The 19149-nt window shown below is 65.3% G+C and carries 16 protein-coding genes; 11 read left to right on the top strand and 5 right to left on the bottom strand.

What is annotated here, in order from left to right; all coding sequences use genetic code 11:
- Positions 1–23 precede the first annotated feature (23 nt).
- Positions 24–2819: an RHS repeat-associated core domain-containing protein gene (locus N7650_RS05870; RefSeq protein WP_009407264.1), complete on the bottom strand. Its 2796-nt coding sequence runs from the start codon at positions 2817–2819 to the stop codon at positions 24–26.
- A gap of 224 nt (positions 2820–3043) precedes the next feature.
- On the opposite strand from N7650_RS05870, the gene N7650_RS05865 reads away from it, so the two are divergent.
- From N7650_RS05865 to N7650_RS05840, 6 genes are all read left to right on the top strand, one after another.
- Positions 3044–4021, top strand: coding sequence for a helix-turn-helix transcriptional regulator (locus N7650_RS05865; protein WP_279897358.1), 978 nt, complete (start codon positions 3044–3046; stop codon positions 4019–4021).
- A 103-nt stretch (positions 4022–4124) separates the two neighbouring features.
- Positions 4125–4994 (top strand): transporter, encoded by an 870-nt coding sequence (locus tag N7650_RS05860; RefSeq protein WP_279897357.1) that lies wholly within the window; start codon positions 4125–4127, stop codon positions 4992–4994.
- 13 nt (positions 4995–5007) lie between these two features.
- A complete protein-coding gene (locus N7650_RS05855) occupies positions 5008–6165 on the top strand; it encodes an MFS transporter (RefSeq protein ID WP_279897356.1) in 1158 nt (385 codons plus the stop codon).
- Between the two features lie 33 nt (positions 6166–6198).
- Complete coding sequence (locus N7650_RS05850; protein WP_009407268.1) at positions 6199–7311, top strand: class II histone deacetylase; 1113 nt, start codon at positions 6199–6201, stop codon at positions 7309–7311.
- A 123-nt stretch (positions 7312–7434) separates the two neighbouring features.
- Positions 7435–9078 carry a hypothetical protein gene (locus N7650_RS05845; RefSeq protein WP_279897355.1) on the top strand — a complete coding sequence of 548 codons (1644 nt, stop codon included), beginning with the start codon at positions 7435–7437 and terminating at the stop codon, positions 9076–9078.
- Positions 9078–10064 carry a hypothetical protein gene (locus tag N7650_RS05840; RefSeq protein ID WP_009407272.1) on the top strand — a complete coding sequence of 329 codons (987 nt, stop codon included), beginning with the start codon at positions 9078–9080 and terminating at the stop codon, positions 10062–10064. The genes N7650_RS05845 and N7650_RS05840 overlap by 1 nt, the downstream gene beginning before the upstream one ends.
- A gap of 1 nt (position 10065) precedes the next feature.
- Here N7650_RS05840 and N7650_RS05835 read toward each other — a convergent pair whose 3' ends face one another.
- From N7650_RS05835 to N7650_RS05820, 4 genes are read right to left on the bottom strand one after another with little or no spacing between them, the layout of a single operon-like run.
- A complete protein-coding gene (locus N7650_RS05835) occupies positions 10066–10545 on the bottom strand; it encodes a hypothetical protein (RefSeq protein WP_009407274.1) in 480 nt (159 codons plus the stop codon).
- On the bottom strand, positions 10542–10907 hold the full coding sequence (locus N7650_RS05830) for a hypothetical protein (RefSeq protein WP_009407276.1): 366 nt from the start codon (positions 10905–10907) through the stop codon (positions 10542–10544). The genes N7650_RS05835 and N7650_RS05830 overlap by 4 nt, the downstream gene beginning before the upstream one ends.
- Positions 10891–11442, bottom strand: coding sequence for a DUF4123 domain-containing protein (locus N7650_RS05825; RefSeq protein WP_009407278.1), 552 nt, complete (start codon positions 11440–11442; stop codon positions 10891–10893). The genes N7650_RS05830 and N7650_RS05825 overlap by 17 nt, the downstream gene beginning before the upstream one ends.
- The gene (locus tag N7650_RS05820) at positions 11439–12224 is read right to left on the bottom strand and encodes a hypothetical protein (protein WP_009407280.1); all 786 of its coding nucleotides are present in this window, start codon (positions 12222–12224) and stop codon (positions 11439–11441) included. The genes N7650_RS05825 and N7650_RS05820 overlap by 4 nt, the downstream gene beginning before the upstream one ends.
- Before the next feature lie 229 nt (positions 12225–12453).
- Here N7650_RS05820 and N7650_RS05815 point away from each other — a divergent pair, with 229 nt between their 5' ends.
- From N7650_RS05815 to N7650_RS05795, 5 genes are all read left to right on the top strand, one after another.
- The gene (locus N7650_RS05815) at positions 12454–13056 is read left to right on the top strand and encodes a tetratricopeptide repeat protein (protein WP_279897353.1); all 603 of its coding nucleotides are present in this window, start codon (positions 12454–12456) and stop codon (positions 13054–13056) included.
- 193 nt (positions 13057–13249) lie between these two features.
- On the top strand, positions 13250–14152 hold the full coding sequence (locus tag N7650_RS05810; RefSeq protein ID WP_064304068.1) for a LysR family transcriptional regulator: 903 nt from the start codon (positions 13250–13252) through the stop codon (positions 14150–14152).
- Positions 14153–14398: 246 nt separating this feature from the next.
- A complete protein-coding gene (locus tag N7650_RS05805; RefSeq protein ID WP_279897351.1) occupies positions 14399–15979 on the top strand; it encodes an FAD-dependent oxidoreductase in 1581 nt (526 codons plus the stop codon).
- A gap of 20 nt (positions 15980–15999) precedes the next feature.
- A complete protein-coding gene (locus tag N7650_RS05800) occupies positions 16000–16500 on the top strand; it encodes a RidA family protein (protein ID WP_279897350.1) in 501 nt (166 codons plus the stop codon).
- A gap of 112 nt (positions 16501–16612) precedes the next feature.
- The gene (locus tag N7650_RS05795) at positions 16613–18994 is read left to right on the top strand and encodes a TonB-dependent receptor (RefSeq protein WP_279897398.1); all 2382 of its coding nucleotides are present in this window, start codon (positions 16613–16615) and stop codon (positions 18992–18994) included.
- Positions 18995–19149: the final 155 nt, after the last annotated feature.

The following is a 19149-nucleotide window of genomic DNA, read 5'->3' as shown; positions in this document are numbered from 1 at the left end:
TTAGGACGCCCCCGTGAAACCTCTCACCGATGCGGAAGACGTTGCGTCATCAGCACAAACCCCGCGAGCGAGTCGGCATTCCTCATGACCACCGCCTGACGAATGCCCGCATGCGTGGTGAAGTAGTCCCTGCGCTGGTTGGCATCAAGCGGCTCGCGCAAGCCGAACCTGGCAGCCTCGCGCTTGATCAGCCGGCTATATAGCAAGCTGTTCTGCTCGTTCATGTCCGCCTCGTCAGGCCCGAGGGCGACCTCGCCCTGGGAGGTGGCATGCAGTTCATCCACCAGCGCCGGGATGCTCCGCACCTCGCTGAGCGGCGATACGCTGTACCAGTAGTCGGTCACCATATCCTCCGGACTGGTGAAGAACAGGTCGGTGGTAAGGACGTGAAATTCTTCATGCATGGAGGTCACCGCACTGTCGAAGAGATTGCCACGCAGGTGGCGGGCGGCCAGCTCCAGCCTCGCACCCCGGCCCTGCGACTGCCGTGTGGCGCCGACATGCTGCAGGTCCTGCGGCTCGCTCAGCATCAGTCGCCAGCTTTGCCCATGTTCCAATTGCAACAGGCCATCATGGGCCGCCTGGAAAACCCCTTGCAGCTGCGCGAGGAACAGGCGCTTGGCGGCGGTCAGGCGAAAATCGGTGATGCCGAAGGTTGAGTAGAGTGCCTCGTTAAGCTGCTCGTCGGGCCTGCGCCCCAAGGCGTCGACGGTGTCCTTCAGCATGCCCCTGGCGATCTGGAAGCTACGCCTCACGGCGCCCTGCATGTCCATCGGAAAGTTATCCAACCCCGAGGCGAGCAAATGGTCGCCGCCGTCAATCAGCTCGCTTTCCGCCTCGTCCAGCACATCGAACCCCCGATATCCATCGGCATCCCGCCGATTCACCGGCGCGTTCCCCACCATCCGATACAGGTTCAGACCATCCACCTCCCCCGCCGGATCCGGGTTCAACCAGCGTTGCCAGTCCGCCCGGTAATAACGCGCACCGTAGTAATACAACCCGCTGGCATCGCGCTCCTTGCCGGAATATCGCAGGGTCCGGTAACTGGCCTCGACCTCGTTGCGCGCCGCCGACCAGGCCGTTTCGCCGAAGGGGTAATAGGTCTCCTGGCTGATCAACCCGGCCTCGTCGTCCAGTTCCAGCTGGCAGGAGCCCAGATGATCGCCCAGGGCATAGCGACACTGGTCCTGCGGCACGGCGTCGGGCCGCCCGTCCAGCCAGTGCAGCAGGCGGATGGCGCAGGTGCCGGCCTGCACCACCAGCACCTCGTAGTGCTCGCCTCCGGCACTGCGCCGGTGTCGCTCCAGACCAGGCAGATAGCGCACTTCGCCGAGCAAGGTGCGGGCGCCGGCTTGCTGCAGGCGCCTTTTACGCCGCCGCTGTCCCTCGCCGTCATAGACATAGCGCTCGCAATCATCCAGCCCCTCGTCGCGCCGCACCGGGCTGACGCTGGACAGTCGATTGCGCAGATCCCACTCCACCGTTTGCCCGGCCTGCAACTGTCGAGGGTTGCCGTTGCGATCGTATGCCGCGAGGTAGTCATCCTCCGCGGGTGGCCGTTCATCCACCGCCGCCAGGCAGCGATTGCTCCCCGCCGCAGCCACCAGGACCCGACCATGCGCCTGGGCACCGACATGCACCAGGCGCAAGAGATTGCCGCCGGCGTCGTATTCGTAGGTTTGTCGGTAGTTGCTGACTGCCGCCGGATCATCCAGCGCGCCGGGGCCACGGCGGACGGCACCGGCCTCCTGCCCACGGGCTTCGATCAGTTGCCCCAGGCTGTCGTGACGGTACTCGCAGCGCGCCTCGACACGCTGGTTGGCGAAATGGCGCACGGGCTGGGCACGGTCCTCGATGGACAGCACATTGCCTGCCGGGTCGCAGAGGTAATGCAGGTCTTGCACAAGCCGGCCACTGGCATGACTGCTGTGCAGGCGGGTCAGGCGCCCGTCCTCGGGACGATGCTCGCGGCCGATCCGCACGCCATTGCCGAGCAACTCCTCGACCACATGCCCTGCAGCGTCGTAGCGCAAGGCCTGAACCAGCACGCGCGGCTGCTCCTGACCGTTCGACCATACCTGCAAGTTGCGCAGCCGCCCGAGCAGGTCAAGGCCTGTGTACTGACGGTTGCCGGAGGCATCGATCTGTTCCCGCACCTCGCCGAGAGCGGTATGACGCCAGAGGGTCGATGCCGATTCGGTTTCGAGCAAGGCATCCCTCGCTTCGGGTTCCAGTGGCCAGTCCGGCCAATGCGCCTCGCCCAGGAAGCGCCAGGTTTCGAAGGCCACCGCGCCGCACAGGGCATATGCCGGATAGCGCCGGCTACCCGCTGTATCGTCGCGGCGCAGCAGACGGCCACAAGCATTGTGCGGCGCCAGCGCAGGATCGGCACCCGCATAGTCACGGCGCTCGCTGCAGGTACGCGGATGACTCGAGGACTGTTCGTGGATCGCCAGCACACGCAACAGCCCGTCGTACTCGAACTCGCGGTGATTACCCTGACCATCCTCGCTCCACACCGGTTGCCCGGCCTCACCGAACAGGGTGCAACGAAAACCGCTGTCGACCCTGTCGCTACTCAGTTCACGGCCACTGAGGCCATGCGCGCCAAGGCGGTTCGCCGGCCCGTTGCTTGCCCAGAGCCGCGGGTCCCAGCTGGCAAGGTGATGCCCAACAGCACCGAAGCCCTGGCGCTGAACCCGGGTCTCGGCCGCTGCCTGCGCCGTATCGCGGCAATAGTCCACCTGGCGCACGACCAGCCCGCGCGGGTCGACCGCATGCAACACCGGGGTAAGGGCATGGACAGCGGCGGACATGGGCAGGCCTCGCTGAAGACGAGCCTGACTGTAACGCCGCAGCGCCCATGGCACACCTGATAAAAATGTCAGGTCAGCCACCGACAAGCCTCCACCCCTCCTGCATCTGTAGGATAGTGATCCACCACCCTTTACCGCGAAACTCGATCCAGGCCCTGCCCCCTCCGGCCACCCCAAGACCCCTGACGAAACCAATAACAACAGTCGCACAGAGGTAGTTGCCCATGTCCCGGCACGAATACAGTCCCGCCCGCCTGTTGCAGGCCTTCAGCAGCATGACCCTGGAGCTCCAGCGCCTGGCGCAGAACCAGGACCTCGCGAACTTCCACCGCCCGGCCCTGGACTGCGTCGGCCAGGTGCTGCCCTTCGCCAGCGCGTGGTGGGGCCGCGCCGCGTTGATCGACGGCTTGCCGGAAGAACACAGCTCCTACCTGCATGGGCTGCCCGCCAGCTACCTGCCGGACTGGCAGTCCATCCGCCATATCGACGTCACGGTCGGCCGGGTCCACGCCCATCCCGGGCAGTCGGTGATCATCGACATGCGCGATCCCGATAACGGCCCCGGCCTCAACTGGCTGGGGCAGGCCTACGGTATCGGCGAGCTGCTGTGCGTGGTGCATGTCGATCCGCGAACCCTGCTGAGCGATCACCTGGCCCTGTACCGCGCACCCGGCGCGCCGCGCTTCACCGAACAGGACCGGCTGATCCTCGATAACGCCATGCTGCACCTGGTCGCGGCGGTGTCGGCCAACCAGATCCGTACCCTGGTGACCAAGCGCGAGTCCCTCAGCCCGTCGCGCAACCTGGCGCTGGCGGTGTGCGACCAGCGCGGCACCTTGCAGTGTGCCGAGCGTGGATTCGTCGATCTGCTGCTGGGTGAGTGGCCGCAGTGGAGCGGCCCGCTGCTGCCGATGGCCGTGGACGGCCGCGGGCATGAGGGCAAGCACCTGCAGATCGAAGCCTCGGCGGTAGGTGACCTGTTTCTCCTCGCCGCCCGCCCCCGCGGTGCCCTGGCCCAGTTGAGCCCGCGGGAACAGGATGTCGCCCTGGGCTTCGGCGAGGGCAAGACCTACAAGGAAATCGCCCGCGACCTGGGCATGGCACCCAATACCGTGCGCCACCATATCCGCGCTATCTATCACAAGCTCGGGGTCAACGATAAGACCCGCATCGCCCAGTTGCTGCATACCCCGCCCGACTGACCCCGGCCCCTGATCGACCCTGACCGCCCGCCGACGCCTAGCGCCGGTGACGGCCCGGCTTTGCCTGCGATTTGCCAACCACAGAAGAAGAGACACCACGACCATGACCGCTCCCTTGATCCGCACGCTGGCCCTGGCCGGCGCCCTGTCGAGCCTGCATGCCCAGGCCGCCGACCTCAACGCCCGGGATTTTTTCGGCGCGCCTTCCGGCACCAGCCTCGGCGTGCTGTACCTGCCGGCCACCCGTGCCGGCGACTTCCACGGCCCGGCCGATAGCACCGGCAAGGCCGAGCTGAAGGTCAATGCCGTGGCCTACCGCCAGGTGTTCTTCAGCGACCTTTGCGGCACCCTGTGTACCCCGCAGTTCATCGTGCCCTTCGCCGACATCGATGCGCGCCTGCCCGGCGCGAGCCGGCATACCGGGGAAAGCGGCTTCGGTGACCCGCAGGTGGGCGGCACGCTGTTTTTCATCAACGACCCGGCCAGCCGTACCTACAGCGGCCTGCTGACCCTGGTCACCCTGCCGGTCGGCGAATACCACGGGCAGAATCCGGACGTCTCGCCCGGTGCCAATCGCTGGGGCACCACCTTCGTTTACAACTACACCCGGGGCATCGGCGAGAAGTGGGTGCTGGAAGCCAACCTCGAAGCCCAGCTCTACGGCAAGAACGACGACTACTTCGGCAGCGACCTCAAGCAGGACCCGCTGTATCGTCTGCAAGCCTTCGCCTCCTACGACTTCACGCCCGCCACCTACGGCGCCCTGCGCCTGATCCATGCCGACGGCGGTGAACTGAAGATCGACGGCCAGCGCATCGACGACACCCACAAGCGCTACACCCAGGTGGGCTTCGAGCTCGGCCACTGGCTGGACCGGCAAAACCAGTTGATGTTCAGCCTGTCGCAGAACGTCGCCACCGACAACGGCTACCACGGGACCGACGCCTTGCTGCGCCTGGTCCATGTGTTCTGACGCGGAGATGCCCATGAGCAGCAAGCCCCTGTCCGCTGGATCCGCAACCGCTTCGTCGCACCTGGCCCTGCTGGCGGCCATCGTCCTGTTCGCCGCGATCACCCCGACCGTCCTCATGACCGCGCCGGCGGTGGCCGCGCAACTGGCCACCCAGTGGAACCTGAGCCCGTCACGGATCGGCGATCTGTTTTCCGCCGAACTGGGGGCCATGAGCCTGGCCACCCTTCCCGCCTTCTGGTGGCTCAAGCACGCCGACTGGCGACGGGTCGCCCTGCTCGCCGGCCTCGCTTTCATTTCTGCCAACCTGCTGTCGATCTACGCCATCGATTACTCCACGCTGCTGGCCCTGCGCTTTTGCAGCGCTTTGGCCGGCGGCTCGCTGATGATCGTGTGCCTGTCGAGCGCAGCGTCCACCAGCAATCCGAGCCGGGTCTACGGCCTGTGGGTCATGGGTCAGTTGGTGGTCGGGGCGATCGGCCTGAGCCTGCTGCCGCGCCTGTTCGGGCACTACGGGCTGGCCGCCTGCTACCTGTCGCTGGCGATACTGATGGCGCTGTTCCTGCCACTGGCGCGTTGCTTCCCGCAAGGTGCGCCGGCCGCACCAACGGGCCCCGACGCAGCGCCCTCGGCGAACAAAGGCAAGATCGTCCTGGGGATCCTCGGCATCCTTACCTTCTACATCAGCCTCAGCGGCGTGTGGACCTTCATCGGCGCGATCGGCGCCGCCGCCGGGATCGGCGCCGAAATCAGCGGCGAAGTGCTGGCCATCGCCACCCTGATGGGCATCGTCGGTGCCGGTTGCGCCTCGCTGATCGGCGAGCGCCTGCCGCGTGGCCTGCTGTTGCTGGCCGGCTACGGGCTGATGGTCGGTTCGGTGCTGCTGCTCCTCGGCCAACCGGCTCTGGCGCGGCTGGCGCTGGCGGCACTGGTGTTCAAGTTCACCTGGACCTTCATCCTGCCGCTGGTGCTCGCCTGCCTGGCCGACCTCGACCGCTCCGGCCGCCTGATGAACGCGTCCAACCTGGTGATCGGCGCCGGCCTGGCAATCGGCCCGGCCATTGCCGGGCGCCTGATCGAAAGCAGCGGCAGCTACCAGCCGCTGCTGATCGGCGCCGCCGTCCTGACCTTCACCTCCCTGCTGCTGATCCTCGGTTGCCGTCGCGGCGCCTGAGCCCTCCCTTCACCTGGAAAAAACGGAATCATCATGAGCCGAAACACTGCCTTTTTCTTCGACGAACTGAGCCTCTGGCACAGCGCCGGCCTGCATGCCCTGACCTTGCCGGTAGGCGGCTGGGTGCAGCCTCCGGCTGCGGCCGGACATGCCGAGTCACCGGAAACCAAGCGCCGCCTGAAAAGCCTGCTGGATGTCTCCGGCCTGACCCGCCGGTTACAGGTGCGCGGTGCGGCGCCTGCCAGCGAAGAGGATCTGCTGCGCGTCCACACGCCGGATTACCTGCAACGCTTCAGGGCCCTCAGCGATGCCGGTGGCGGCGAGCTGGGCCCGCACGCGCCAATCGGGCCGGGCAGCTACGGGATCGCCAGGCTGTCCGCCGGCCTGGCGATGGCGGCGGTAGACGCGGTGCTGGCTGGCGAGGTGGACAACGCCTATTCCCTGTCGCGCCCGCCGGGCCATCACTGCCTGGCCGACGGCGCCATGGGATTCTGCTTCCTGGCCAATATCGCCGTCGCCATCGAAGTGGCCAAGGCCAGGCGCGGGCTGGGCAAGGTGGCAGTGATCGACTGGGACGTGCACCACGGCAACGGCACCCAGTCGATCTTCGAGGAACGTGGTGACGTGCTGAGCATTTCCCTGCACCAGGACGGCTGCTTCCCGGCCGGCTACAGCGGCGAGGACGAGCGCGGGCGCGGCGCCGGGCTGGGCGCGAATATCAACATTCCCCTGCCGCCGGGCAGCGGGCATGCGGCCTATATCCACGCGATGGAGCGCATCGTGGTGCCGGCGCTGGAGCGTTTCGAGCCGGAACTGATCATCGTCGCCTGCGGCTACGACGCCAACGCCGTGGACCCGCTGGCGCGGATGCTGCTGCACAGCGACTCGTTCCGCGAGATGACCCGGCTGGTACGCGAAGCCGCCGAGCGCCTGTGCCAGGGGCGGCTGGTGCTGGTGCATGAGGGCGGTTACTCGGAGGCCTATGTGCCGTTCTGCGGGCTGGCGACGATCGAGGAGCTGGCAGGCGTGAGGACCGGGGTGGACGATCCGATGCTGGAGTTCGTGCAGTTGCAGCAGCCGGTCGAGACCGTGGCAGCGTTCCAGCGGCAGTGGGTCGAGGGCCTGGCAGGCCGGTGCCTGCCCTGAGGGCAAGGGGGTTGTCGAGCATCCCTCTATCCACACGGCCGTGAATAGTGGCAGGATGCCGCATCACTCCCGGAGCATTGCCATGCCCTTGTCGAAACCACCCAGACTGCCTGCGAGGTTCTGATGCCAACCCTGCGTGCGATCGTCGATGACTGGTACGACAAGGCCTGGGGGGCGCACAAAAGCGGCAAGAAAGGCCTGCTCCCGGAACTGGAGCGCTCGCCACTGATGTGGCGAAGCTCCAGTCCCTGGAAGTGTGAACCGGGAGACGTCCAGTTCAGCAATACCAAGGAAAGCAGCTACACCTCCAAGCTGCCCAGGCTCGACACCAGGACGCTGGAACAGAACTGGAGAAGCGTTCGCCTGGGCCTGTCCAGCGGCAGCTTTGTCGGCGAGGAACAACTGAACCCGCTGATCCCGCGGATGAACAGCAAGAACGTGATCAAGCGCGTGAAGGCCCGGGTGAAATCCAGCGGCCTGAACGCCTCGATGGTGGTCAGGCGCGAGCTGGCCTCGGTCGCCGACAACACGCTATTCATCAAGGGTACCCTGGAGGATGGCTCCCCCCTGTCCGCTGCCGTGTGGTTCGAGCGCGCCACGGTGGCCTGGAGACTGCAATCCTGGTGCGGCATCGTCATTAAAGACATCACGAACCATCCTTCCCTGCACGGCATCTATGAACACCCGAACGCCCTGACCCTGGACAACGGCCTGAACAGCCTGAGTTTTGGCGAGCCGATATTCATCGAGTCGTCGGTGGTTGTCGCGGGCTCGGCGACCACCATTCCCGTACTGGCGGGCGCGCACTATTACGTGGGTTTCAGGTTCGGCCCCAACCTGCAACGGGCGGTGCGCAAACGCACGCCCCTGGTGCTGATCGGCAACCAGATGAACGCCAGTGCCTGGCGTTCGACGCCCTTCGACTTGAGCTTCACCGATCTGGAACTGCGCAATTGCACCCTGTTGATCAAGACCCGCCAACTCGATGACGGCGGCACCCTGGTCTGGGACAGCCGCTGCTACCTGGAGGGTCGCGGTCTCGGTGGGCAACGTTACCGCACGGAACTGGGCAGCGATAACTGCATCCTGCGCTGGAACCTGCAGCTCAGCGCCAGTCTCGATTACGATCCAGCAGACGTGCATGAAACCGACTCACCACAAAACGCCGAGCTGGCCGGGGCCGAGGAGGACTTTTTCCTCGACTCGCCGGCGACCTACCCGCCCCTGCAGAAACTGGAACGCTACGATGCCTGGCTCGGCGGTGCGGCGTGGCGCAGTGGCGACATTACGTCGGAGATCTATGGGTCGCTGGCCGAGGCGCAGTTCCTTCACCTGCAGTTCGGCATCGCCCTGACCAGCCTCAAGACCACCGACGCCGCCCTGGTCTTTCGCGGCACGCCGACGGTCAACAGGCCATCCGACGCCTTCACCTGGCACCGCTCGCTGTTCCGCGTTGCCGTAGGCCAGCCGTTCAATAGCGGGCAGCGGCGCATCAGCCATGAATCCCATATCCGGATAATGGCCGGCGACATCCCCTGCGAAGGCTTTTTCGAACCGCGGGAGGACAAACCCATCCTGAACCTGCGCCCGGCACGCGACACGGATATTCCCCGCTTTGCCGCAGGCCTCAAGATTGATATCCCGGCCGACACCCTGCCTGCCGTCGACCAGTTCACCCTGCGTTTCAACCTGATCAGCGGCCGCGGCCAGGTAATCGCCAGCAATGACGGAGACTTCCAGTTGCTCGACCCCTCGGAGGAACCCTGATGCCCGCAGTACGCATCATCAGCTGGAACATCTTCAACTTCGCCGCCGGCAAGAACGGCGTACTGAGCCGGGCCGACAGTACCGAGCGCATGCTGGAAGTGGTGCATCCGGCCACCGGAGCTGCCGCCTGCGACATCTTCGTGATCATCGAACCGGTGACCAAGAAGGCCAAGGTCGGTGCGATCGCCACGGGCGGCGGCCCCACCGGCGGCACGCAGATCCTCGGCATGCTCCAGTCGCGGGCTACCGGCGGTGCCGACTGGGCCGTCGCCGACACCCTGTGCATCTACAGCAAGACCAAGGGCGAGACGGTACTGGTGTTCTATCGCACGCCCGTGGTGACCATCAGCGCAGGCCCGGTGCTGCTGTCGAACGTGGCCGCGGTAATGCCCAACTGGCGCATCCTCAATGTCCGGGAAAGCTGCCCTTTCCACATCACCTTCAGCCTGACCGGCAGCGGCACCACGTTCGAGCTGATCGCCCAGCATGCCCCCAGCCCCAGCTACGGTCATGCCAACAACCGCAAGGCCAATGTCGGTGTGCAGCAGGTCGGCGTGCATGCCAGCGTGACCGGCAATACGCGGGTGGTGTACCTGGGCGACCTGAACCTGTGCGGCGTTCCCGACCCGACCCTGGCGCCCGCCTGCGATCTCACCGGCCATGACGATGACCGCACTACCTTGAACAACCTGGGTATGACCCTGGTGGCCGGGGAGGATCGCTCCAGCCTGAAAAAGGGCGCAGCGCAATACACCACCTACCGTGAGCACGCCTACGACAACATCCTCGCCAAAGGCCATACCGCCGTTGCCAACGCGGCCGTCATCGACCTGATCGCGCCGCTGATCACCACGTACCAGTTGACCAAGCCGGGCGCCATCGCGGCCAATGTGTTCGCCAGCAAGTCGCTGTTCTACAAGGTCCGCATCGGCAAGAACCGCGGCATCAGCGATCACCTGCCGATCAAGGTCACGGTCACCTTCTGAGTCAGTCCCAGAGCAACGCGTCGTCCGGCAATTCCAGCCATTGCGCGTCCTCGATCTCGCCCGGCTCCGCCTCTTGATCGTCTTCATCCTCAGGAGGCGCGGCGGTCAGCAGGATATCCGCACGCTCCACCAACTGGGTGGTCTCGTTGCGCTGCAGGGTGACCTCGATATGCCAATCGCCGGCGGGCAGCTCCTGCTTCGGCACCGAGGCGTAGCCCTGGTCGTCGAGGGTACCTTCGGCCAGGGTTGTCTCTTCCAGCATCAGTCGATACGGCACCTTGGCCAGCGGGGCATTGTCCTCGTCCAGCAAGCTGACTTCGATCATCGGTTCCTGACAGGGCAGGATCGGACTGCCCAGGGCAGTGGACGCCGGCAGTGCCGCCACCGCCGAATCCATGGCCGCATAGCTGGCCACGGGGTCGTCATCGACGGGCACCTCCGTCGGCGGGACCACGGCGAACGACTGTGGTTGCAGCATCATGCCCTCGCCCTCCGCTCCAGCAACCATTCGCGCACATCGCCATCGAGCAAATCGAGGCGATCGGCCGGACGCAGGCGGGTGTCGCCGAGCCGCAGATGGACCCAGTCCAAGTCCGCCCGACTCAAGTCATGGTCCAGGGCCATGGCCATATTGGCCAGACGCAGTACATCCGGCCGCTCCTTGATTCCATAGCCGAGCGCCACCTGACCAACGCTGCGCAAGCGCGTCAGCAGCGCCTGCGGGCCGAGGCGCTCGCACCGCTGCGGCCAATGCCTGCTGACACACGCAGCGACGGCCTTGAGGAATACCTCGTCGGTGGCCTGGGCCAACTGCTGCATCTGCAGGTTATTGATCAGCAGCATCACGGCTCTCCTCCCCTGGCTCGAAAACCCGCCAGCTCGTGCCCTCGTCAAGCTCAACCACCAGCCGCCGCATGGGCCCGAGCAGCGCCCGGTATTGCAAGGCATCGCAGGTGGGAAGAAATACCGACAGCACCCGGGGATCGTAGAAACGGAAATTCAGGACACGCCTGTCTTCGGTACGCACCCGCAGGAATTTCTTGCAGTGGCGGCGCAGGCGGTCCATCGACAGGTCCGCCGGCGCCACCAGCAGGATGCCCCAGGCATTGCCCCAGCCCAGGTCCAGCAGGGTCAGGCTGGCCGGAGCCCGCGCCGGCAGCCTGACCAGCCACGGCGCCGCGGCCTTGAGGCGCGGAATCAACTCGCCTGAATACAGGCAATCGCACGTCAGTCCGCTGCGCTCCAGCCACGGCAGTATCGCCGGATCCCGGGCACCATCGAGCAAGGCGTAGACCTGCTGGTCGTCGGCGTCGCCCCCAGGCCAGAGCAGGTCGGGCAGGCGCTCCAGCGCAGAAAGCCCGGACAGGTTCTCGGTCATCGCTTGCCCTCGCAGATTTCACAGAATGGCGTGCCTCGTTCGGCCGCCTGCTCCAGCACGGCCGCCTGGGCGTCTTGTACCGCTTCGATAGGTTGCTGGACAGGATCCGCCACGGCGGGCGCCTGGGCTTTGGCCTGCTCGCAGATCTCGCAAAAAGGCATGGCCTGCTGTGCCGCCTGCTCCAGCACCTGTGCCTGGGCATCCTGGACCTGCTCGGCCGCTGTCGGCTCGACGGCTGCCAGGGCGGCAGCCGGTTGTGCCTTGGCCAGCTCGCACGCCTCGCAGAACGGCGCCGCCTCCTGCGCGGCCTGCTCGAGCATTGCGGCGAGGGTGTCCTGGGCCTCGGCCTGCGCCGGCGACGTTGCAGGCACCTCCTTGGCCACCGCCACGGGCACCACCGCCTCCACCCGTTCTGGCTGCGGCGCTGGCGGCGCCGGGGCAGCGACCACGGTAACGGCTTCGGCAGCATGGGTAATGACTTGCGCACGCCAGGCATAACGATCAGCGCGCAGGTTGCCGAACTGCAATTCATTGGCGACCTGATGCAGTACCTGTTCGTCGCTGAGGCGGTGAATCAGCAAGGTCTGCCGGGCCAGCATCGCGCGCAGTTCCAACAGCCGGTCGCGCAAGTGAAACTGCACGAACGCCTCGGCCTGCCAGGCATCCCCGAGGTCGACGCGCCGCTGCCAGGACAGGTTGCCACCGTCACGGGCAATGGCCGGGAACTCGGCCTGTTCGCACAGGCCGATCTGTTCCACGCCGTCGGCAAGCCATATGCGCATGGTCGTCCCGGGAAGTCGAAAAATGTGCCGACACACTACCGCGAGCAATGGCCTTTAGCCAGATCAGCACGAAAGCCGCAGTGGCGCCGTTCAGGATTTCTACCGAACGTAGGTCAATAAGCCACAAAAAAAGCCGGGATTTGCTTGACCCACGCCAGAATCCTCCCCTTAAATCCGCACATTCTTACAAAAATAACGGCCGCCGCCAGGCTTCCTCAAGGGACGTCCCATGCTCAGCACCGCCCTCGATAACGCTCGTGTCATGGCTCTCAACGACCAGGCCGGGCATTACAAAGCCCACGGTTACCTGGACAAGGCGGAGCAATGCTTCATCGAGGCACTCGACCTCGCCGGAAGCGTCGACAGCTTCGATCCCGCCCTTCTCGCCACGCTTCGCGACGGCCTCGCCGGCCTGCGCTGGGAGCAGCAACGCCACGCCGAAGCGGAGGCCCTGTACCTGGAGGTGCTGAGCACCCGGGAACAGCTGTTCTCCAGCAGCCACCGACTGGTCGGGCAAAGCCTGCAGACCCTTGGCAATTGCTACCTCAAGCAGGGCCGCATCGGCGAAGCGGCGCGCATGCTGGAACGGGCGGTGCAGGTCTACCGCGAAGACACCCCCGACGACCTGGAGCCGGTCAGTGCCTGCCTGGCTTCGCTGGGGCTGGCTCATCTGCAGCAGGACAACCTGGCGGCGGCGCACAAGGCATTCAGCGAATCGCTGGGTATCTACCAGGTGCAACAGCCGCGAGACGAACAGGTGATCGCGGTGCTGGGCGAGCAGTTGAAGATGATCGAGCATCTGGGCAAGGGGGCCTGGTGGAAGTTCTGGTAAAGAACGGTTAGCACGGCCCCTGTGGGAGCTGGCTTGCCAGCGATAGCTAGGGTGAATTCACTGGAGCTATCGCTGGCAAGCCAGCTCCCACAGAGTCCGCGGTGCTTTCCGACTATCTGCCTCCTGCAAAACCCGCCAAGAAGGATTATTCTTCGAAAACATCTCCCCGCCCCAGACTATGTGAGAAGCGAATATGAAGATCGATGACATGGACGCTTTCGTCGCGGTCATCCGCTGCCAGTCGACCAACCTGGCCGCCGAGGCCTTGCAGTTGACCCAACCGGCGATCACCCGGCGGGTACAGAATTTCGAGGAAGACCTGGGCGCCAACCTGCTCGATCGCAATACCAAGCCGCTCAAGCCGACGCCCATGGGCTGGCGTGTGTACGAACAGTGCAAGGCGATCCTGCGCGAGATCGATACCCTGCGCGAGCTGGTCGCCAGCGACGGTGCGCCCAGCGGCACCCTGCGCCTCGGCGTGCCGCAGACCATCGGCGACGTGGTCCTGCTCGACGCCCTGGCGAAGATTCGCGAAGCCTACCCGGACCTGCGTACCCAGGTGGTCAGCGGCTGGGGCAGCTCGTTGATCTCGCGCATGGAAAACGGTGACCTCGACGCCGCCGCGGCACTGTTCCCTACCGGCAAGATCTTCCCCGAAGGCATCGCCAGCCGCTCCATCGGGCGCATGCAATTGAGGGTAGTGGCGGCCAAGGGCACCGCCGGCAAGAAAAGCTACAAGCTCAAGGACTGCTACCTGCGCGGCTGGGTGCTCAACCCCGATGGCTGCGGTTTCCGCGCAGGTTTGCAACGGGCGTTGAGCGAACAGGGGTTGTCATTGCAGATCAACCTGGAAACCTTCGGCACCGAGCTGCAACTGGGCCTGGTCGCCAATGGCCAGGGCCTGGGCCTGGTACCGGAACCCCTGCTCGCGGCCAGCCGGCATCGCGACCAGCTGGAAGTGCTGAACGTCACCGATTTCAAGCCCCAGGTCGATCTCTGGCTGTTCCATCCGCGCTACCTGGGCAATCTGCAGGAGCCGGTGGAGTTGTTCGGCGCGGTATCGGCCCAGCGCCTGGATACGCATAAAATAGCCTGATTGCATTTTGAAAATTTTGATTATGTCTTTCTCTGATAATTAACTTAGAACCAAAAAGCCTTTCACAAGCCCGTTTCAGACGCTTATGTTCGCTTTACCGACCCCGACCTGGTGGAGGCAAATGGATTTCCGCCGCCGCCAGAGGGTCGTCCCCCCTCCCCGTTTTCGGGTCGCCCTCCGGTTGTCTGCGGAACCGCTATCCCAAGCTCGCGGTTGCCCATGCGGCAACCTTATGGAGAACGCGATATGGGGCTCACCCGTAGAGATCTGGTAACCCGCCTGGCCGCCATCGGCGGCTATTCGGCGGCATTGGGCGGCCTGTCCGCCCTTGGTCTGCCCGGCAGCGCCCGGGCGGCAAGTTTCGAACCCCTGAACCTGGCCAGCCGCACCGGCAACGGCAAGCGCGTGCTGATCGTCGGCGGCGGCATCAGCGGCCTGGTTTCGGCCTACGAGTTGCGCAAGGCCGGTTTCGAAGTGAAGGTGCTGGAAGCACGCAACCGCATCGGCGGGCGCGTCTGGACCCTGCGCAACGGCGACCCGGTCGAACACAACGACGGCAGCAAGCAGACCGTGGCCTTCGACGACGGCCTGTTCTTCAACGCCGGCGCCGCGCGCCTGCCCAGCCACCACCTGACCATCCTCGGCTACTGCCGCGAACTCGGCGTGCCCCTGGAGGTGCTGGTCAACAGCAGCCGCAACGCCCTCGCCCAGCCGGACCTGGCGCAGCCACCCCTGCTGCTGCGCCAGGCGGTCAACGACACCCGCGGTCATCTCAGCGAACTGCTGGCGCGCAGCGTGCAGCGCAATACCCTCGACCAGGAGCTGAATGCCGGCGAACGCAAGGCACTGCTGGATTTCCTCAAGGTCTATGGCGACCTCAACGACGAGCGCCAGTACCGCGGTTCGGTGCGCTCCGGCTATACCCGCTTCGCCGGCGCCGGCGACCAGACGCCAGTGCAACGCACGCCGGTGGAACTGAAGCGCCTGCTCGACAGCAACCTGCTGCTGCCCCTGGTGTTCGACGAAATCCCGGAGTTCTCGGCAACCATGTTCCAGCCCGTGGGCGGCATGGACCAGATCCCCAAGGCGCTCTACCGCCAGGTCAAGGACGCGGTGCAGCTCAACGCCGAGGTGCAGTCGATCCAGACCTCGGACAGCGGCAGCCGGGTGGTATGGCGCGACCGCCTCACGGGCCGCCAGCACACCGAGGACGCCGACTACGCCGTGGCCGCCCTGCCGCTGCCACTGCTGCGCCGGCTCGACAGCAACTTCACCCCGGCCTTCAAGCAGGCCATGGAGCTGGCCAAGCCGGACAAGGCCAACAAGGTGGCCTGGCAATCACCGCGTTTCTGGGAGACCGACTTCCAGATCTACGGCGGGCTTTCCTATATCAACCATGAAGCGCGTTTCCTCTGGTACCCGAGCGATCGCCTGAACAGCCCGCAAGGCGTGCTGGTCGCCACCTACAACACCAGCGAAGTCGCCGAGTCCTTTGCCGCCAAGCCCTGGGATGCGCAACTCGCCTCGTCGCGCAGCGCGGTGGAATCCCTGCACCCCGGCCACTCGCACAAGCTCGGCCGTGGCGTGGTGGTCAACTGGTCGAAGATCCCCTTCAGCGAAGCCCCGTGGATCGTCCACGACGAAGTCGCCCAGCCCGGCTACGACATTCTCAACCAGCCGCAAGGCCGCACCTGGCTGGCCAGCGATGCCCTGGCCCATGGCGGAGTCGGCATCTGGCAGAACAGCGCCGCCGAATCGGCGCGGCGGGTGGTCGGCCTGATCGCGCAACACGCCAAGCAAACCCATGCCGGCGTCGCCGCCGCCTGAACCACGACAAGGAACGTCCCATGAAAAACATTCACGCCCTTACCCTCGGAGCCCTGATGAGCCTGACGCTGAACACCGCCCACGCCGACAGCATCCAGCGTATCGATCCGCCGGGTTCCAGCTTCCCCATTTCCCAGGTCGTCACGGTGCCGGCGTCGGCGAAGCTGACCTTCGTCAGCGGCACCCTGCCTGACGTCGCCGACCCCAAGGCGCCGAAAGGCAGCATCGCCGCCTACGGCAATACCGAGACCCAGACCCTGTCGGTGCTCAACAAGCTGCAAGCCATCCTCAAGGCCCAGGGCCTGGGCCTGGGCGATATCGTGCAGTTGCGAGTGTTCCTCGTGGGCGATCCGGACAAGGGTGGCAACCTCGACTTCGCCGGGCTGCAGGCCGCCTACACGCGCTTCTTCGCCACCGCCGAGCAACCGAACAAGCCAACCCGCACCGCCTTGCAGGTGGTCGCCCTACCGCTGCCTGGCGCCCTCGTCGAAATCGAAGCCATAGCCGCCAAAGCCCCATAAGCCACCGGGACCGCTCCCGGACATAAAACAGAACAGGAAACACGCCTTGAACACTGCCCGACTTTCCCGTTGGCCGGTGGCGACGGCGCGCACCCCGCTGTTGGGTGCCGCGCTGCTTGCCGGCCTTAACTTCCCCGTCGCCCAGGCCGAAGAAGCCGGTACCGACACCGCGGCCTCGCGCCTGGAGACCGTGATCGTCACCGGTAGCCGCGGCAGCGAAAAACGCACCGTGACCACCAGCCCCGCGCCGATCGACGTGATCAGCGCCAAGCAATTGCAGGACACCGGCAAGCCAGGCCTGATGGAGGCCCTGAGCGCCACCGTGGCCTCCTTCACCCTCCCGGAAAAGACCGGCTGGGATGCCAGCGGCATGGCCCGGGCGCCTAGCCTGCGCGGGCTGAATGCGGCGCAGGTGCTGGTATTGGTCAATGGCAAGCGCCGCCACACCAGCGCCACCCTCAACATCAGCGGGATCAACGCCGGCGCCGCCCCGGCCGACCTGGACCTGATCCCGATCAGCGCCATCGACCATGTCGAGGTGCTGCGCGATGGCGCCGCCGCCCAGTACGGCTCCGACGCCATCGCTGGGGTGATCAACGTGATCCTCAAGGCCGATACCAGCGGCACCGCGGTAACCAACGTCGGCCAGGGCTACGACGGCAAGAAGCAGACCGTGCAGCAAAGCCTGAACAAGGGCTTCGAGATCGGCCAGGACGGCGTGCTGCAACTGGCGCTGGACGCGCGCAGCCAGAACGACGACAACAAGGCCAGCGCCAACGGCTATAGCGTCGCCGAGGCCCACGAGAAAGCCGGCAAGGTCACCTACGGCGGCTACGGCACGCCGAAGATCAACCTGCTGACCCTGGGCTACAACGCCGAACTGCCGATCCACGACGACCTGAGCCTGTACTCCTTCAGCACCTGGTCGTACCGCAAGGCCGAGCAGGGCCAGAACTTCCGCCTGCCGACCATCGTCAACACCATCACCACCGGCCCCAACGGCCGGCCTTCGGGCTATACGCCAACCTGGTACATCGAAGAGCAGGACTTCCAGGCGGCCTTCGGCGCCAAGGGCCTGGTCGGCGAGTGGGACTGGGACCTGTCCAGCACCTACGGGCGCAACGATGCCGAACAGGGCACGTGGAACAACCAGAACCCGTCTCTCGGTGAAGCGACACCCAATCACTTCAAGTCCGGCACCTGGATCTCCACGCAGCTGACCAGCAACCTCGATCTGCACCGCGGTTTCGACGTGGGCCTGAGCAAGCCGCTGGACCTGTCGTGGGGCCTGGAGCAGCGCCGCGACGGTTATGAAGTGGAAGAAGGCGACTGGGCCAGCTGGGCCGACGGCGGTTACTGCCGCGCGCCGGGGCAATGCGCCTCGTCCGGGGCCCAGGTAACCAACGGCATCTCGCCCGACCAGACCGACAAGACCCACCGCAACAGCGTCGCCAGCTACGTGGACGTCGGCTTCAACCCGCTGCCGCAGTGGTATGTCGGCACTGCCCTGCGCTACGAGCACTACGATCAGGGCATCGGTGCCACCCGCAGCGGCAAGCTCAGCACCCGCTACGAGTTCACCCCGCAGCTGGCGGTACGGGCCACGGTGAGCAACGGCTTCCGCGCACCGTCCCTGGCCAACAGCCTGTTCAGTGCACGCTCCACCACCTATGGCGTGGTCGACGGGGTCTACCAGTCGATCAACTACGGCGTACTGCCGGTGGACTCGGCGGCAGCCAAGGCCCTGGGTGCCGAAGCACTGAAGCCGGAACGATCGACCAACTACAGCCTCGGCCTGACCTTCCAGCCAAGTGACCGGCTGTCGTTCACCGCCGATGCCTACGTGATCAACGTGCGCGACCGCATCACCCTGACCGGGACCCTGCTTGGCCCGGAAGTCACCCAGACCCTGATCGCCAACGGCATCGACTCGACCTCCGGCGGCCAATACTTCACCAACGGTGCGAACACCCGGACCAAGGGTGTGGACCTGGTCGGCAACTACGACCAGGACCTTGGCGGCTACGGCAGCGTGAAGTGGACGGCGGCATGGAACTGGAACGACACCGAGATCCTTTCGTACAAGGACAGCGTCAACATCCTCGGCAAGGACTACGCGCTGATGGATCGCCAGGCACGCAACTTCATCTCCGGGGTGCAGCCCAGGACCAAGCTGCTGCTGGGCGGGAGCTGGAAGCTGGATGACTACACGGTGAACCTCGGGCTGACCCGTTATGGCTCGCACCGCGAGGTCAACGATGCCAACGACCGCTCGCTGGACCGGATATACAAGGCGCGCTGGATCACCGACCTCGACGTCGGCTACCAGTTGACCAAGGACCTGAACCTGGCAGTAGGCGCGAAGAACCTGTTCGACATCTATCCGGAACGCCAGGCGCCGAGCAGCAAGACCATGACCAAAGGATATGGGGCCTATTCGCCGTATGGCTTTACCGGGGGTTATTACTACACGCGGTTGACCTATGACTTTTGATTGACCTTTCGGACCTCATCGCTGGCAAGCCAGCTCCCACAGGCTTACGCGATCCCTGTGGGAGCTGGCTTGCCAGCGATGAGGCCCTCAAGTTCAAGATTCAATTCACTGATATAAACCAATCCTAAAATGCACAACTTACATAATTAGCATAG

The organism is Pseudomonas sp. GD04058 (assembly GCF_029836855.1).
Lineage (GTDB): Bacteria > Pseudomonadota > Gammaproteobacteria > Pseudomonadales > Pseudomonadaceae > Aquipseudomonas > Aquipseudomonas bharatica.
This window is presented reverse-complemented; position numbering and strand designations above follow the sequence as displayed.

Coding starts and splice junctions, on each gene's coding strand:
- N7650_RS05815 (WP_279897353.1), top strand. CDS start 12,454: ATGCTCAGCACCGCCCTCGATAACGCTCGTGTCATGGCTCTCAACGAC.
- N7650_RS05860 (WP_279897357.1), top strand. CDS start 4,125: ATGACCGCTCCCTTGATCCGCACGCTGGCCCTGGCCGGCGCCCTGTCG.
- N7650_RS05800 (WP_279897350.1), top strand. CDS start 16,000: ATGAAAAACATTCACGCCCTTACCCTCGGAGCCCTGATGAGCCTGACG.
- N7650_RS05840 (WP_009407272.1), top strand. CDS start 9,078: ATGCCCGCAGTACGCATCATCAGCTGGAACATCTTCAACTTCGCCGCC.
- N7650_RS05810 (WP_064304068.1), top strand. CDS start 13,250: ATGAAGATCGATGACATGGACGCTTTCGTCGCGGTCATCCGCTGCCAG.
- N7650_RS05825 (WP_009407278.1), bottom strand. CDS start 11,442: ATGACCGAGAACCTGTCCGGGCTTTCTGCGCTGGAGCGCCTGCCCGAC.
- N7650_RS05855 (WP_279897356.1), top strand. CDS start 5,008: ATGAGCAGCAAGCCCCTGTCCGCTGGATCCGCAACCGCTTCGTCGCAC.
- N7650_RS05865 (WP_279897358.1), top strand. CDS start 3,044: ATGTCCCGGCACGAATACAGTCCCGCCCGCCTGTTGCAGGCCTTCAGC.
- N7650_RS05805 (WP_279897351.1), top strand. CDS start 14,399: ATGGGGCTCACCCGTAGAGATCTGGTAACCCGCCTGGCCGCCATCGGC.
- N7650_RS05845 (WP_279897355.1), top strand. CDS start 7,435: ATGCCAACCCTGCGTGCGATCGTCGATGACTGGTACGACAAGGCCTGG.
- N7650_RS05835 (WP_009407274.1), bottom strand. CDS start 10,545: ATGATGCTGCAACCACAGTCGTTCGCCGTGGTCCCGCCGACGGAGGTG.
- N7650_RS05870 (WP_009407264.1), bottom strand. CDS start 2,819: ATGTCCGCCGCTGTCCATGCCCTTACCCCGGTGTTGCATGCGGTCGAC.
- N7650_RS05850 (WP_009407268.1), top strand. CDS start 6,199: ATGAGCCGAAACACTGCCTTTTTCTTCGACGAACTGAGCCTCTGGCAC.
- N7650_RS05830 (WP_009407276.1), bottom strand. CDS start 10,907: ATGCTGCTGATCAATAACCTGCAGATGCAGCAGTTGGCCCAGGCCACC.
- N7650_RS05820 (WP_009407280.1), bottom strand. CDS start 12,224: ATGCGCATATGGCTTGCCGACGGCGTGGAACAGATCGGCCTGTGCGAA.